The following is a 14373-nucleotide window of genomic DNA, read 5'->3' as shown; positions in this document are numbered from 1 at the left end:
CCCGCAACCCGCCGGCCTTCGGCCCGTGTTGCCCCGCGTCGCGGGGCGGCCCGCGCCAGCCTTAGGCCGGGGGTTCCCCTCGGCTTCGCCTCTGTGCGGGAGAGGCGGCTGGCCGGGTCGCCGGGCTCCCGGCGCCGGATCGGCCGGTGCCGAGCCACGGGAGACGAGACATGCATACAAGCCTTGCCGCGCAACTGGCCCAGCTCGAGTTCGGCCACCTCAGCCTCGAACGGGCCGGCGCCGGTCCCGGCGAGCCGCCGGACCCCGACGCCGTCACCCAGACGCTCGCCGCGATCTGGTCGGACCTGTTCGCCTTGTTCCCCGACACCGCGCTGGAGGACGACGCCGAGGAGCTGGCCTGGGGCGTCGTCAATCTCTTCCACCGCGCGGCGGTCAAGCGCGGTGCGCAGATCGACCGCGCCACCGACGAGATACGCTGCCTGCTCGCTTCGGCCGACGGATCCGAGGTCCACACGTTCGAGCTCGAGAAGCAGATCGACCGGGCGCGCCGGGCGGAGGCCGCGATGCTCGGGCTGGAGGCGTTCCGCGAGACGGCGGCTTCGCTCTACCTCGACGAGACCGGCTCCTCCTGGCGACCCGCGGGCGGATCGCGGCTCAATCATTCGCCGGGACTGACCTCGGCCGTGGTCGACGGCCGCGACTTCCTGCGCGCGCGTGTCGAAGCGAAGCGCGGCGCGGCGACGCCGCAAGGCACGCCGGTCCTGTTCGCCGGCGGGCGGCTCTCGTTCGTCTGCGCCGAGGATGCCAGGACGTTCGCCGACAATCTCTGGGCGACGCTCGACAAGGTCCGGGACCGGGTCGCCGATATGGTCCTCGTCCATGGCGGCGACGGCAAGGGCGTCGACCGTCTCGCCGCGGCCTGGGCCGAGCGCCGCACGGTCGCCCAGATCGCCTTCGGTCTCGATCCCCGGCTTGGCCGGCGCGCCGGGTTCAGGCGCAACGAACAGATGCTGGCGCTCAAGCCGCGCTATCTCGTCGCGTTCGCCGGAAACGGCGTGCTCGAGCGGCTCGTCATTCAGGCGAAGGAGCAAGGCGTCTGCGTCGTCGACCGGCGCGGGCCGCTGGGCGTGCATCCCAAGCGCGCGGCCCGCCTCGCCGGGGACGGCACCTAGCCCTCGCCGGACTCTCCGAGCACACGGGCGATGCCGTCCCGGGCCTCGACCGAGCGGTCGAGGCTGGCCTCGATCCGCTCGCGCCAGCGCGGGCCGCGCGCCATCGCGTCGCGATAAGCCTCGGCGAGATCGCCCGGGCGGTCGCGCGCGAGCAGCGCGATCAGCGTCTCGGCCTGCATCAGATCCTTGCGCGACTTGAGGCTGTCGCGCCCCTCGAGCCGCCGGTCGGCGACGATCAGCTTGTGGATGGCGAACCGTTCCGGCCGGGGCGCGCGCACGAGGACGCCGTCGCGATAGACCGCCGCCGCATCGATCGGCTCGGCGATCAGATAGTTGAGGTGATGGAGCGCGCGCGCGCTGACGCCGAGCGCGGCGAGGTCGCGCACGCCTTCGTCGTCGGCGAAGGAAGGGGTGAGGAACTCGACCAGGGCCTCGCCGCCGGACTGACGCCAGCGCCAGGCTCGGCCGCGTTCCAGCCCGGGCACCGGTGCGAAATCGAACTCGCCGAAGACGTCGGCGAGGTCGGGCTCGACTGTGTCGTCGAGCGCCAGCGAGAGCTTCTCGAAACTGGCGATGTCGATGTCGTTGGTCATCGCCCGCTGGTCGAGGGAGAGGCGCAGGCCGAGCTCGCCTTCGTACAGACGGAATGCGTTGGTGCCGACCAGCGTGCCGCCCAGCCGGAACACGCCGGTCCTGGCCATCGCCGCGACCAGGCTGCCGGTCGCCGCGTCCATGCCGAGGAACCGCTCGCTCCTGAGCAGCCGGACCAGGCGCGAGCGCTCGGCCTTGCGCGCCGCGGCCTCCTCCTTGAGCTTCTGGTGTCGGTCGATCCGCTCGCGCAGCGCGGGCGTGTCCTCGCCGAGATAGCGGTCCTTGACCTCGGTCCCGATCCTGTAATGGTCGTACCAGTAGCTCTTGCCGTGGATCTCTCTGAGAATCGGGCTGCCCTTGATCTCGGAGACGGCCGCGTCGAGGAGCAGCGAGAGCAGATCGTGATAGGCCGCCTGGGCGGTGGTCGAATGATAGCGGATGTCCATGGTGGGGCTCTCTATCACACAAAAATATTTTTGTGTGATAACGGAATTTCCTCTCTCTTACCACACAAAAAAATTGCTGTGTGGTAAGGCAGTGCCCCGATATCGGAGGAGTTTGACCCGAGCCTTTTGTACGTCATGAGCGTACCAAAGGGCGCCGCCATGCAGCTCGCGAAGCGCTCGGACCGGGACTTGGCGAGCGGAGGGAGAGGAAATCGCTTGTCCTTTGCGGCGGCGACAGCGAGGTTGAGGGCGGCATGAAGACCGGCACCGATCATCTCCCCGAGGGCAAGCGGCGGGAGCTCGACCGCATCGTCGAGCTGGTCCGCGAGGGTTTCGCCTTCGCGGTCGCGCGCCGGACCATGCCGAAGCTCAGGGGAGGACGGCTGCTCAAGATCATCCTGTTCGGCAGCTATGCGCGCGGCGACTGGGTCGAGGATCCGGTCGGCCGCTATTTCTCCGACTATGACCTGCTCGTCGTCGTCGACCGCGAGGAGTTGACCGACGTGCCCGAATTCTGGGCGAGCACCGAGGAGCGGCTGCTCGAGGAGCTCGCCTCGGGGAAGAACCTCAGGACGCCGGTCAGCCTCATCTATCATGGTTACGAGGACGTTAACGAGAAGCTGCGGCTTGGGCGGTATTTCTTCATCGACATCGTTCGTGAAGGCATTCTCCTGTTCGAGGAGCCCGGCCATCCGTTCGCGGAGCCGCGGCCGCTGTCACCGGCCGAGGCGCTGAAGGAGAGCCAGGACTATTATGATGAGTGGTTCGAGAGCGCTGTGCAATTTACGCGGCAGGCTCAGCATGCAGTCCAGGATGGTGCACTCAAGATCGCAGCGTTCCAGCTTCACCAGGCAACCGAGCGCTTCTATCACTGCCTGTTCCTGGTGCGGACGCTCTACTCTCCGAAGAGCCACAATCTGAACCAGCTTCGCCAGCTCGCCGAGGACATGGAGCCGCGCCTGAAGCATGTCTGGCCGCGCGCGACCAAATCGGAGCGGCGCTGCTACGAGCTGCTCCGCAAGGCCTATGTGGAGGCGCGCTACTCGCGCCACTACCGGATCAGCGAGGAGCAGCTCGCCTGGCTCTCGAGCCGCGTCGAGCTGCTGCGAGGCATCGTCCGCGAGGTCTGCGAGCAACGGCTTTCCGACCTGGCGACGGCAGCCTAGCTGCCGCCATTTGCGTATAACGGCTTCGAAGCGGAGTCACCGCCTTTCCGGGCCGGCTTCGGGACGAGTGGAGCGACCGTTTCCTTTCGCCTTTCCGCGAACCGCATCGGCGAGCGGCCGCATTTGACGTTGCGCCGTCTCCGCCGCCGCGCCACTTTGGGCATAGCCATTGCGGACGCGAGCCATGCACAGCCACGACCTCGACCATTACGCGCACTCCCACCGCTTCGCCGGCGCCGCCGAGCGGGACAGCGAGCGGCGGACCCTTCTCGTCGTCGCCCTGACCGGCGCGATGATGATCGTCGAAATCGTGGCGGGCGTCCTGACCGGGTCGATGGCGCTGCTCGCCGACGGCTGGCACATGGGCAGTCACTTCGCCGCTTTGGGCCTGGCGGCCTTCGCTTATCGCTTCGCGCGGCGCCATGCGGAGAATCGCAGCTATACGTTCGGCACCGGGAAGGTCGGCCCGCTGGCCGGCTTCGCGAGCGCGGTCGCGCTCGGCCTGATCGCGCTCGGCATGGCCTACGAATCGACGTGGCGGCTCTTCAACCCGGTCGAGATCGCCTTCTCCACCGCCCTGATCGTGGCGGCGGTCGGCCTGGCGGTGAACCTGGCGAGCGCGCTGCTGCTCGGCGGCCATCATCATCATCATCATCATCATCATCATGCCCGGCATGTTCACGACGATCATCATCATGAGAGTCATGATCGGGGGCAGCGTCACGATGAAGGGCATCACCACGACCACAATCTTCGCGCCGCTTACGTGCACGTCCTCGCCGACGCCCTGACCTCGGTGCTCGCGATCCTTGCCTTGGCCGGCGGCGCCCTGCTCGGCATCAGGTGGCTCGACGCGGTCATGGGGATCGTCGGCGCGGCCGTGATCCTCTGGTGGTCATGGACGCTGATCCGTAACTCCTCGTCGGTCCTGCTCGACCGCGAGGCGGACGCGGCTGCGGCCGAGACCGTGCGTGCGCTGATCGAATCCGACGCCGACAATCGGATCGCCGATCTGCACCTGTGGCAGGTCGGCACCGGCCACCTCGCCTTGATCGTCTCCGTTGTCACCCATCATCCGCGGCCGCCGGCGCACTACAAGGCGCTGCTGGCGCGGGTGGCGAACCTGTCGCATGTCACCGTCGAGGTCGTGCCTTGCCGTGCGTCGCATCTGATGGCGGCGTGATCCGCCGGGAGAGCTGATCGACCGGTCATGGCGGCAGCGGCGTTGAGGTCGCGGCCCTGATTCGCGAGGTGCGGGGCGCTGTCGTGGCGGGCGTCTCCGCCGGCTGTCCGAACCACCCCGTCTCCGTCGCCAGCCCTTCTGTCTCGGCAGCGTCGGCCCGCAACCCGCGGACCTGCGGCCCGTGTTGCCCTTCGGGCTGCCCGCGCCGGCCTTGGTCCGGAGTTTCCCTTCGGCTGCGCCTTCGGTGCGCGCCGCCGCTTCGCCTCGCCTTTCCTGGGGCTGTCGATCGGGATGGTCCCGACGACGGCAACAGGAGACCTCACATGACCAACATCGTTCTTCTCGTCGGCAATCTCGGCGCCGACCCGGAGCTTCGCTCGACCAATGGCGGCACCGACATCGCCAGCTTCAACCTCGGCACCAGCCGGCCCAGGCGCGACGGCGACGGCAAGACCATGAAGGATCCGGAGAGCGGCTTCACGCTCAAGGCTACCGAGTGGCACCGCGTCACCTGCTTCAACGGCCTCGGCCGGGTGGTTGCGCAATATGCCGTCAAGGGCATGCTCGTCTCGGTTCGAGGCCGCATCCACTATTCCAAGTGGACCGACCGCGAGGGCGTCGATCGCTACGGTTGCGAGATCATCGCCGACGACGTCCAGTTCCTGAGCCGACCGCGCCAGGGCGGGGCGACCGACGACGAGCTCGAGCTCGATCAGGAAGCCTGATCCCCCGATGCTTCCGATGCCCCGGCGGCGGCGCCGCCGGGGCATTTTCTTTGGCGATGCGCGATGCCCTTGGCGCTTCTTCTCGACCTCAAGGCCTGAACGCTCGAGCGTGCCGGTCGCTGCGTCCGCAAGGATCGCCCTGACGCCGAGCGGCGTCGGTTGCTCGTCGGGATCGGATCCTTGGCGTGCATGGTCGCTATCAGCGTCTCGGTGGCGCGCATGAGGGACGAAGGGGTTTTCACTGATCAGGCGGTCATTCTTGCCATTCTGCCGTCATGCGATCCATGAAGGCCGACATGTGTGAGCCATCGAGCCATTGCTTGAACTCTCGCCGCGGTGCGCCGCGTTGAAGGCGCTGGCTTATATTGGCGCGGCCTTCGCGGAGATTGCGGGCTGCTTCGCGTTCTGGGCGTGGCTCCGGCTCGACAAGTCGCCATGGTGGCTCGTGCCCGGCATGGCCGCTTTGGCCCTGTTTGCCTATCTCTTGACCTTCATCGAGGTCGAGCATGCCGGCCGCGCTTATGCCGCATATGGCGGCGTCTATATCGTCGCGTCCCTGTTGTGGCTTTGGACGGTTGAGGGGGCGAAGCCGGACAGGTGGGACGCGATCGGCGCCGCTGTCTGCCTTGTCGGCGCGGGCATCATCCTGTTCGGTCCCCGCCCGGCCTAGCCGCAATCGTTCGAGGCGAGGGGCGCACCGCGAGCGCCGGACATCGCGAGCTGGACGCTACCGCGAGGCATGATTCCAGGCGCTTCCGCTGCCCCGGCGGCGCCGCCGCTGCGGCATTTTCTTGGCGCTAGCCCCTGTCGCGCAATCAACCAGGCGAGCGCCGCCGCGGCGGCGACCCAAACCAGGATGATGGCAATCGCGGCCGTGCGGATGAGGGGCGCTCGCTTCGGCGCGCCGCTTCGGCGCGAAGCTCCGCCAGGAGCGGTGCCGGGATCAGCTTCACCGCGAGCCGGATGCCGGCGGGCACGATGAACCGGTCATCGACATAGCCGAGGATCGGCACGAAGTCCGGAATGAGGTCGATCGGGCTCACCGCATAAGCCGCGACGAATCCCGCGAGCCGCCGGGCTCGCCGCGGCGTTCGGGCATCGCGGGCGGCCAGCCAAGGACTCAAAGCGTCGCGCTTGAATGCGTACGCCCAGGCTCGCAGGCTCATGCGAGTCTTGCCCGCTCTGGCGGCTGACGGTGGCGGCGGTCTCGAGATTTCGTGTTTATCGGCATCGCCCGACCTATGCCCTTTCCGGCGTCCTTGCGTGCCTCGACGAGACGAATTTCGGCAGCCGGCCAGACCGAAGAAGGGGTATTTGGTCTCACTCTAGGCCCAGTGTGGCGGGCGGCGGCGCGGCTGATCAAGGATGCGCGGTCCCCCCAATTTGCTCACGCAAATCGGCTCCCCCGCGCCCCGCTTCGCGGCGCTGATCGCGTCCCTGACAGCCGCGCCGCCGCCCGCTCCCGAAGCGCCGTCTTCGATCCTGAAGACGATGAAGGGAGACACGAGATGAACATGATGTCCGCACTTTCGAACGGCGCCTGCGAGGCTCGGATCGCGGCTCTGCGCAGCGAATTGGGGGCGACCTTGGCGGCGCGGATCGTCGAAGCCGAGGCGGCCGATTTCCTGTGGGAGGCACGCGTGAAGGAGCGCTATCTCGGCCAGCATTTCGACCTGTGCTTTCCGGCCGACGACGACGAGGTCGAGCTGTCCCGGATCGCGATCCTGAGCTTCCTGGACGGCCGCTGGCATGCCGGAACCTGCCTCGTGGACGGCGAGGGCAGCCCGGTCGATCTGCTCTGGAAGGACAGCTTCGAGCGCCGCGAGGAGGCGGAAGCGGCCTATCTTCGCGCCGCCTAGGCCGGGGGGAATCGACGGACTTGCGAGGGAGCGGCGCCGCCGGCGTCGCTTCCTCTTTTTTTGCTCGACGAGGCTTGTGAGGTGGCCAGGCAGGGAAGGGGGCAGGGGAAGGCAAGATAAAGGCATTGTCTCGCGATGCTCGACAAGTGGTTGTCTGCACATTGATTTTTGGAGAGATTCCGTCACGTTGCCAGAGACAGCTGATCTCATGCGAATTCGGCGGTGTGGGCACGAGCACAGTGCCGGCCGACGCGTGGACCCAGGACTCGCATCAGCCTTCGATCAGCGTCATCGGACCTGCCGGCGCCGTTTCTTGGACCGGCGACCGCTACCGCTTCGCGGTGGGGTGCGGAATCCCGGTCGCGACGACGGATGACCTGAAAGTGAGAGATAATCCCGAAGCCTGCCCTCCAGGCGCTTCAGAATCTCTTTGTCCCTGACCGGAATGTAGAAAGCCCCGTAGATCGATTGCTGGGTATAGGTCGAGCGGATTAGCTGGCCGCTCTGGAAGCTCTCTACCAGGTGCCATCTGATCAGCGAACCGATTCTGCTGTCGCAGTAGAAATATCTCAGCGGGTGGACCTGGAAGTAGAAATTTCCCGGCGTGACCGGGCCGGTATTCAGCGGCAACTTGTCGAGCGTGTAGCGGCTGGCCTCGCCGGTCAGAACATTGGTGTAGACGACCGGACAGCGAAACGAGCTCGTTTCGATCCTCACGTTTCCGGAAAGCGGCCGGCTCATCCGTCCGGCGATCGTCAGATTGAGTCGCCCCAGCATTCCTGATGGAAAATAGTATTGGTCCGGCGGCTCGATTCGTAACGGCGGATCGACCCTTATCTCCTCCTGCCTTGTCTCGTCCAAGGCGGGCGACCAGCCTGGCACGGACATCATGAGCTGACCCAAGGTACGACCGTCCGACAGGATAGTCTTCTCGGCATAATAGGTCATTTGCGAGGCCTCCGACGGAAGCTCGAAGCTGCTGCCGTCCGTGAACAAGAGGCGGACGTTTTCGATGATGGTGACGAGCAGCGGTTCGCCGACTTCGAACTCCAGTGGGGCGGTCCCGGTCGCGTCCGGGTTTATCTGGAATGCGAACGATCCGGCTGTCGACAAGTCGACCTCGGTCGCGTCGAACGTCACCGTAAACATGTCGACGCCGTGCCGGCGCGCCACGTCCATCGCGCCTTCCTGGAAGCCGGCTGCAGTGACGAAGACGGCCTTGTTGGCATTCTGGTCGCGGGCCTTGGTCACGAAGGCCTCGACGTCCGACGCGCTTGCCCTGCGCGTGCGATTTTTGACCTCAATGAGAACGAGATAGCGGAGCGTCCCCAGCTGGAAACGGATCACCACATCGAACTGGCGGCCGTTGATCACCTCGTTCCAGCAAACGTCCGCATCGGCGCTGCTAGCGGCATGAATACCGGCGACCACCCGCTCGAGATACTCGTCTTCACTGATCATCGGTCGCTCTGGCGATGCATCGGCTGCCCCTGGCGAAGCGAGCAGAGATAGTCGACGGCCTGATCGAGATTGCTGATGACGATCCGCTGATGGATTTCCTGAAGCGGGCGCCGACGATGGGTCAAGGTTCGCTCCAAGCCGCGCTCGGTGAGCAGCGCGTCGCAATGACCAAGCGCCGCGGCGGCGTGGCGAAAGTCCACCAAATCATTCGGCACGATCACCTTATCTCGATATTCCCACCGGAAAAGGGCGTGAATTGTCGCATGGATGTGTGCCGTGGGCAGCTGGCGTGCTTGCTTGGGGTTCTTGAGCATCTCACGGAAGGCATTCGTCCAGAATTGCTCGGCTGAGATCGGCATTGCCGGGACCATGCGGGCGAGAGCATGAGCGAATTCCGGAAGCATTTCTGCGCAGGTTAGCGCGACGCCATGAAATTCCTGTTCGAGAACATGCTCAAATGACTTCATCTGATGGCGGTGGCGCTCGTTGCCGTGGTTCAGGCGGAAGGCAGCCGCTTCCAACTCGTGTGGTCGGGACCATGAGTCGCTATCCAGCGTCGCCACGATCTGGGCGAGCGGCGTTTCCCAGAGTCGGTCGTAGACCGCCTTCTGTACCGCCCGTTCTTCGCGGGCCGAGAAGATGGTGTCGGCGGGATAGAGGTTACCTAGGACAAAGCCCAGGCCGGTCCAAGGCACGAACGACCGCGCTTCCCCTCCCGCAAGCGTCGAGAGCAGCAGGTCACGCGCCTCGCCCGGCATCCTGTCGATATCAGGTAACAGGCTGGCCCCGCCGCTAAGGTCGTCCACGGCCTGTGCGGTCCTGACCCTTTGGTCGCGATCGCCCTGCTTCATTAATTCGAAAAAGGTCGGCTCGGCGATCGGGCAGAAGGCGCGCCCGGCTCCAACCAACGCCTCGAGATGGTGGACGAGCTTGCGCTCGCTCGATCCCGTCCGAACGCCATCTCGCACCTCACGAACGACGATCCAGAAGCGTGTGTCTAGATATACCGCGATTTTGCCGGCAAGCTGTTCGGTGAGGGACCGTGCGCGAGCATCGATATGCTGCTCGATCGAGATGTCGGGATTACGGAAATTCTCTTCGATCATTGCGGGTCGCAGCCGTGCGCGAAGGCGCGTTGAAACGGTAGCCAGCAGCCGGGCGCTGCCCGATGTCCCTCATTTGGGTTCAGGGTGGGTCGCATAGGTGCGCAGCACATCGCAGGAATACGCCGCATAGAATTTGAAGAAGCGCCCGAACATCCCGATGGTGAGGAAGATCGCGCCGGCGATCAGCCACGGACCCTGTTGGGTCGGATCGGTGATTTGCCGATAGGCAAGCAGTAACGTCGCGATCAGGCCGACGAAGGCGATGTTCCGGCCGAGGCCATATTGATTCATGAAGGCGGTGAGCCGGGTCGCCGTGTCGGGAACCGTGCGCGCGGCATGGAACGCGGCCTGATACACGGTCTCGCCGTCGAGATCGTCGACCAGCTCGCCGAGCTGACGCGCGGCCCGATCCAATGCCTTAGCGCTGATGGCCTCACGCAACGGTGAATATTCGCGTTGCGCGAAAATCGCCGCCAGCAGGCGCTCAATTCCGTTGCGCTCGCGCAGCCCGAGCTGGATGTCGGCCGGAATCGTAAGCCAGCGGCGCGCGACGAGATGCTCGAGGAGGCCGGCGGACGGCGCTGCGCAGATCTGTCCGGTCAGATAGGCGACGATCGCCCAAAACACGCCGCTGACGAGCGACCATTCGGTCCGGCTGACCAGGACCGCGCCCGCGACTGAATAATCGACCGCCGCGATCAGGAGCATGCCTGCCGCGAGATAGGCGTAGAATTCGTAATCGGTGAAGGGGAACCAGTCTTTCATATCAATCCCCCAATCGGCCTATGCCACCGCAGCCGTGAGGCGCGCATCGGGCGCTCACCGCGCCAGAAGCGTCTCAAAGTCGCCGCCGCTTCGCCTCGTGAGCAGCGAGACGCCCCCTTCCACGTTGGTTGCGAAGACGTGCTTCGCCACTGCGCGGTAGGCCCCAACCGCTTGCGGATCGGGATGATCATATTGATTATCGACACCGGCGCTGATCAGGACTGTGTTCGGCTCGACCAGCAGGATCGTCTCGGGATGCGCGCCGCTCTTCGAACCGTGGTGTGGAGCGGAGAGCACGTCCGATCGGAGGTAGGAGCCGAAGATCTTGTTGATCCGCTCCCAGCGCCCGTTTTCCGTGTCGCCGGTGATGAGGAACGAGAATCCCTTGCCGCCGATTCCCGTCACCCGGAGCACGATGCTCGAATTGTTGGAATTGTCGCAATCCTCCATGTGCGGCGAGAAGAGCTCGAAATCGAACTGAGCGCACAGGTCATTAAGGATGCGGTGGTCGAAGCGATCGAGCCGGACTGAGACGCGGCGGAGCGGCCGGTAGGTCTGGGCCCGTTTCCGGACGTGACGATCAATGATCCGGAAGACCTCGCTCGCGCAGTCGGTCTCCTTATAATATTTCGGATACATGACCCAATCAGGCTGGTGATTGGAGAGGATCATCTCGACGCCGTGAGGATGGCAATGGTCGGCATCGAAGCCGGTCAGGACCAGGCCGGCGACATGATGGTAGGCGAGAACTCGCGAGAGGTCAGCCTCGATCTTCGCCTGGCCCCCTTCCAGGCAATCCGGATAATGGGAGTCGACGATGATCGCTTCCCCATTGTGCCTCACGGCGGCCATGTCGCCTTGCCCGACATAGAAGGTGACGATGTCCATCAGCGGTCTCCTCGGCGCCGCCCGCGGACAGCCTGGAGGTCCGCCTCGCATGCGCGGTAGATTTCGCGGTTCAGCGCGCTCTCGATCGTTAGGCAGGCATCGATGGCCGAGCGGAAGCGCATCTTCGGCAGCGCCTGGGCGAACTGGCTCTTGTCAGACACCTCGCCCTTGAAGAGCGCGCCGTAGCGGCCGCGCCGCTCATCGTCATCCATCTCAGCGATGACGACCTCGATCGACGTCTCGTTGATCAGGGCCAGTTGACCGCGCCAGTAGATATTGCCGCTGGCCTTGGCCTGGAACGGCCGGAAGCTCGGCTGAAAATCCCGGAAGAATTCATTGTCTCGGGCGCGCTGGTCGGACGACGGCGCCGGAGAGGCGGCGCGATCCGTTTCCTGTCGCGACGGCGGCGGCGAGACCGGCCAGACGATCGGACGATCCACGATCTTCACAGCCGAGGCCGGCACTTCTTGGTCGCCGGGCTGACCGCGCCGGAAGATGAAATGCTTCGTCTGATATCGTTCGCCGCCCTTGCCGCCCGCATTCCGTGCCGTGACCAGCAGCGCGTAAAAGAAGTCGCTATTGTGGAGTTCGTGATTGACGATGCGGTGATAGGTCTGCCGGTCGCCGCTGCTCAGAGTCGGATAGCCGTTCACATGATGGGTATGCCAATTGCCGAGATGCTCGATCTCGGGGTACCCGTCCTCCAGATTGCGAAACACCCGCTCCTGATATTCGCCATCCTGAAAGAAGCTGGTGGGCGTGCGTCTGGCGGCCGGTCCCGGCTCGATGATTCCAGTGATCTCGACGCTCAGCTTACCGCGCCGGCCGACCGCGAAGGTGCCGAGAAGGCGCCCACCGGTTTCGTCATGGTCGTAGCGATCGCACTCGTCATAGATCGCCTCGAGTGCAGCCCGCGGGACGGTGACCTCGACATTGCGCGATGCCATCATGCTCCTCCACATATTAGGCAGCCCTCCTGCGGCTGGAGCGAGATGCGCTGCAGTTGGAAGTTCTTGGTGAAGGGCGGAATTGGACGATTGCCCCAGACCACATAATTTTCGGCAATCTCGGGGAGGAAGGCCGGCCGCGCCGCCAGGCTTTCGGCGATCAGGTCGAGCGCGAAGCGGGAGTGAAAGGCCGTGATGAAGGAGATATCGACGTTCAGGCCCGGCGAGTCCTTGATCTCCGGAATCTCCATCCCGTACATCCGCTCGCGCTCTTCCTCCGAAACCAAGTCGATCTCGCGCACGCCCTCCCGATAAATGGTGCGCTGCAGATAGCCTTCGAGGCAGGCGAGGCAACCGCCCCGGCCCGGCCGATAGGCGAAGACCTCCCCGCCGATTCCCCTCGTGAACACCCTGCCGACCACGAACGGCACCCCCTTCGCGACGCAGATCTCATTGATGCGATAGCGGGTGGGCTCATTGTCGGTCGCGAGGATAACAACGGTCGCATCGCCGACTTCCTGTTCGAGCTCGTCATAAGTCATCAAGTCGACGTCGAGGCGCTTGATCGACACATTCGGGTTCCGATCAACCAGAACATCGGCAAGGGCGTCGACCTTTCGCTCACCGACATGGCGCAGCCCGCAGACGTGCCGGATGACATTTTCCGGCTCGAGCTCGTCATTATCGGCCAGCGTGAAGTTGTGGATGCCCGACATGGTCAGCTGGAGGGCGACGCTGCCGCCCCCCGAGCCGCATCCGGCGACGAGCACGCGCGCCTCGGACAGCGCGCCGACGTCGAACAGCGGCGCGATGCGTGCAAAGAGTCTCTCACTCACCGTTCGTCTCCTCACCCCACTCGCCAGTGCGCTGCCAGGTGGCGAAGTTGGCGAGCCATCGTCGGGCGAGGCGCAGCACATTGGACAGATCGTGCTGGCCCGGATTCCACATTTCCATGGCGCCGAAGATGCAGAGCGAACCGTCCTGCCAGCGGTGAGGGCAGCCGTCGGGGACGGGGGTCGCAAAGACCTTCGGGCAGGCGCTCGGGTAGCCGTGCGGCAATTGAATCGTCAGCTTGATGCTCTGCTCGGCGCCCTCTTCCCGGAAATGCACTTCCAGCTCGCGCTCGTCGTTGATCGACGGCGAATACCATTCCTTCTGCAGCTGAAGCTGCTCGAACTCGCGCGCCAGCCGGGCAGGCTGAATATCGGGCATGAAGGAGGATAGCGGCACCAGGCAGGCCATGCGATGTCCGCTGCGCTCGATGATGAAGGCCTCGCCATTCTGGGCGACCCGATCGAGCACCTCGCCGGGGGCGCCGCGGAGCTCCATCATCGAGAGCGGCTGGAAATTGAGAGGCATCGCCTAATGCGCTATCTGCGCGCCGGGCCACCGACCCGTCGTCAGCCAGACTTCATATTTGGAAAGCCATTTCGCGGCCCGCATGAGGACGGTGGTCAGGGTGTGCCGCCCCGGATTCCACATCGAGTGGTGGATGTAGCAGATCTTGCCGTCGGCGAAGCGGTGTGGCGAGTCCGATCGGATGGCCGGCTGGCGAACGACGACATGGGGCTGGGCGTAGGGATAGCTGTCCGGAAAGGTGATCGCGAGCGTGTAGATGCGCCCCTGCGAGGTCTGCATCGCCGCGAGAACGTAGAGGCTCCCGCTCGCCGTCGGGTGGGATTCGACGTAGGAGAATTGGCCTTGTGCTTCGGCAATTTCCCTACGAACGCGCGCGAGATCCATCGCCCCCTCCATACTCCCCGCCGAGGTCCTCCCGCATGGTGAGCGGCTTGCGGCCGCCGAGTTCGGAAGAGCCCTTTCCCTGCGCTCGGATCTCGCCATTGGGCAGGATTTCGATCGGCGTGTCCTCCTCCGATTCGAGGATTTGTTCCAGTTCCCAAATGGTTGGCTTCGCCATGGCGATCTCCTTGTCACCTTATCGCACGATTGCCATAACTACGCAACTGCACAGTTGTATTAGCGCCGATGGCTTTGCCGGCCGCGGCATCCCTGAGGACCGCCTGTCGAGGCACCCATTCTGGCGGAGGGGGTTATCTAACATTGCCTTGACATTTAACAGTACCATTGTTAGACGATGCAACC

General features: G+C 64.9%; 16 protein-coding genes and 1 pseudogene. 6 read left to right on the top strand and 11 right to left on the bottom strand.

The genetic code is table 11. The annotated features are described in order from the left end of the window. Window positions 1-170 precede the first annotated feature (170 nt). Window positions 171-1133 (top strand): DUF2493 domain-containing protein, encoded by a 963-nt coding sequence (locus KF780_12580; protein MBX3562632.1) that lies wholly within the window; start codon window positions 171-173, stop codon window positions 1131-1133. Here KF780_12580 and KF780_12575 read toward each other — a convergent pair. Further along, entirely contained in the window at window positions 1130-2170 is a 1041-nt protein-coding gene (locus KF780_12575) for a hypothetical protein (GenBank protein ID MBX3562631.1), read from the bottom strand. The two genes, KF780_12580 and KF780_12575, sit on opposite strands and share 4 nt — an antisense overlap. 254 nt (window positions 2171-2424) lie before the next feature. Between KF780_12575 and KF780_12570 the strand changes: the two genes are divergently transcribed. From KF780_12570 to KF780_12555, 4 genes are all read left to right on the top strand, one after another. Beyond that, window positions 2425-3336 (top strand): HEPN domain-containing protein, encoded by a 912-nt coding sequence (locus KF780_12570; protein ID MBX3562630.1) that lies wholly within the window; start codon window positions 2425-2427, stop codon window positions 3334-3336. Between the two features lie 184 nt (window positions 3337-3520). Next, entirely contained in the window at window positions 3521-4519 is a 999-nt protein-coding gene (gene dmeF / locus KF780_12565) for a CDF family Co(II)/Ni(II) efflux transporter DmeF (GenBank protein MBX3562629.1), read from the top strand. Window positions 4520-4842: 323 nt separating this feature from the next. Then, a complete protein-coding gene (locus tag KF780_12560) occupies window positions 4843-5244 on the top strand; it encodes a single-stranded DNA-binding protein (protein ID MBX3562628.1) in 402 nt (133 codons plus the stop codon). Window positions 5245-5590: 346 nt separating this feature from the next. Then, window positions 5591-5914, top strand: a complete 324-nt coding sequence (locus tag KF780_12555; GenBank protein ID MBX3562627.1) for a YnfA family protein — start codon at window positions 5591-5593, stop codon at window positions 5912-5914. Here KF780_12555 and KF780_12550 read toward each other — a convergent pair. Next, window positions 5911-6410, bottom strand: a pseudogene (locus KF780_12550) (DUF1232 domain-containing protein). The gene KF780_12555 and the pseudogene KF780_12550 overlap by 4 nt on opposite strands. Before the next feature lie 342 nt (window positions 6411-6752). Between KF780_12550 and KF780_12545 the strand changes: the two are divergent. Further along, window positions 6753-7103, top strand: coding sequence for a hypothetical protein (locus KF780_12545; protein MBX3562626.1), 351 nt, complete (start codon window positions 6753-6755; stop codon window positions 7101-7103). A gap of 288 nt (window positions 7104-7391) precedes the next feature. Here the strand turns inward: KF780_12545 and KF780_12540 are convergent, their stop codons facing one another. The 9 genes from KF780_12540 to KF780_12500 all read right to left on the bottom strand — a co-directional run bounded on the left by KF780_12540 (window position 7392) and on the right by KF780_12500 (window position 14188). Further along, a complete protein-coding gene (locus KF780_12540; GenBank protein ID MBX3562625.1) occupies window positions 7392-8564 on the bottom strand; it encodes a restriction endonuclease in 1173 nt (390 codons plus the stop codon). Next, window positions 8561-9670, bottom strand: coding sequence for a hypothetical protein (locus KF780_12535; GenBank protein MBX3562624.1), 1110 nt, complete (start codon window positions 9668-9670; stop codon window positions 8561-8563). The genes KF780_12540 and KF780_12535 overlap by 4 nt, the downstream gene beginning before the upstream one ends. 69 nt (window positions 9671-9739) lie before the next feature. Continuing rightward, complete coding sequence (locus KF780_12530; GenBank protein ID MBX3562623.1) at window positions 9740-10378, bottom strand: hypothetical protein; 639 nt, start codon at window positions 10376-10378, stop codon at window positions 9740-9742. 111 nt (window positions 10379-10489) lie between these two features. After that, window positions 10490-11323, bottom strand: a complete 834-nt coding sequence (locus tag KF780_12525) for a hypothetical protein (GenBank protein ID MBX3562622.1) — start codon at window positions 11321-11323, stop codon at window positions 10490-10492. Then, window positions 11323-12273, bottom strand: coding sequence for a hypothetical protein (locus KF780_12520; protein ID MBX3562621.1), 951 nt, complete (start codon window positions 12271-12273; stop codon window positions 11323-11325). Before KF780_12520 ends, KF780_12525 begins: the two co-directional genes overlap by 1 nt. After that, window positions 12270-13187, bottom strand: a complete 918-nt coding sequence (locus tag KF780_12515; protein ID MBX3562620.1) for a ThiF family adenylyltransferase — start codon at window positions 13185-13187, stop codon at window positions 12270-12272. The genes KF780_12520 and KF780_12515 overlap by 4 nt, the downstream gene beginning before the upstream one ends. Further along, a complete protein-coding gene (locus tag KF780_12510; GenBank protein MBX3562619.1) occupies window positions 13099-13629 on the bottom strand; it encodes a hypothetical protein in 531 nt (176 codons plus the stop codon). The genes KF780_12515 and KF780_12510 overlap by 89 nt, the downstream gene beginning before the upstream one ends. Before the next feature lie 3 nt (window positions 13630-13632). After that, entirely contained in the window at window positions 13633-14013 is a 381-nt protein-coding gene (locus tag KF780_12505; GenBank protein ID MBX3562618.1) for a hypothetical protein, read from the bottom strand. Beyond that, entirely contained in the window at window positions 13991-14188 is a 198-nt protein-coding gene (locus tag KF780_12500) for a hypothetical protein (protein ID MBX3562617.1), read from the bottom strand. The genes KF780_12505 and KF780_12500 overlap by 23 nt, the downstream gene beginning before the upstream one ends. Between the last annotated feature and the right edge of the window lie 185 nt (window positions 14189-14373).

The sequence above is a fragment of the Sphingomonas sp. genome (assembly GCA_019635535.1).
Lineage (GTDB): Bacteria > Pseudomonadota > Alphaproteobacteria > Sphingomonadales > Sphingomonadaceae > Allosphingosinicella.
This window is presented reverse-complemented; position numbering and strand designations above follow the sequence as displayed.

Bases quoted from the DNA above. Each gene is read 5' to 3' on its own strand.
- KF780_12580 (MBX3562632.1), top strand. From the start codon at position 171: ATGCATACAAGCCTTGCCGCGCAACTGGCCCAGCTCGAGTTCGGCCAC.
- KF780_12575 (MBX3562631.1), bottom strand. From the start codon at position 2,170: ATGGACATCCGCTATCATTCGACCACCGCCCAGGCGGCCTATCACGAT.
- KF780_12570 (MBX3562630.1), top strand. From the start codon at position 2,425: ATGAAGACCGGCACCGATCATCTCCCCGAGGGCAAGCGGCGGGAGCTC.
- dmeF (MBX3562629.1), top strand. From the start codon at position 3,521: ATGCACAGCCACGACCTCGACCATTACGCGCACTCCCACCGCTTCGCC.
- KF780_12560 (MBX3562628.1), top strand. From the start codon at position 4,843: ATGACCAACATCGTTCTTCTCGTCGGCAATCTCGGCGCCGACCCGGAG.
- KF780_12545 (MBX3562626.1), top strand. From the start codon at position 6,753: ATGAACATGATGTCCGCACTTTCGAACGGCGCCTGCGAGGCTCGGATC.
- KF780_12540 (MBX3562625.1), bottom strand. From the start codon at position 8,564: ATGATCAGTGAAGACGAGTATCTCGAGCGGGTGGTCGCCGGTATTCAT.
- KF780_12535 (MBX3562624.1), bottom strand. From the start codon at position 9,670: ATGATCGAAGAGAATTTCCGTAATCCCGACATCTCGATCGAGCAGCAT.
- KF780_12530 (MBX3562623.1), bottom strand. From the start codon at position 10,378: ATGCTCCTGATCGCGGCGGTCGATTATTCAGTCGCGGGCGCGGTCCTG.
- KF780_12525 (MBX3562622.1), bottom strand. From the start codon at position 11,323: ATGGACATCGTCACCTTCTATGTCGGGCAAGGCGACATGGCCGCCGTG.
- KF780_12520 (MBX3562621.1), bottom strand. From the start codon at position 12,273: ATGATGGCATCGCGCAATGTCGAGGTCACCGTCCCGCGGGCTGCACTC.
- KF780_12515 (MBX3562620.1), bottom strand. From the start codon at position 13,187: ATGTGCTGCGCCTCGCCCGACGATGGCTCGCCAACTTCGCCACCTGGC.
- KF780_12510 (MBX3562619.1), bottom strand. From the start codon at position 13,629: ATGCCTCTCAATTTCCAGCCGCTCTCGATGATGGAGCTCCGCGGCGCC.
- KF780_12505 (MBX3562618.1), bottom strand. From the start codon at position 14,013: ATGGATCTCGCGCGCGTTCGTAGGGAAATTGCCGAAGCACAAGGCCAA.
- KF780_12500 (MBX3562617.1), bottom strand. From the start codon at position 14,188: ATGGCGAAGCCAACCATTTGGGAACTGGAACAAATCCTCGAATCGGAG.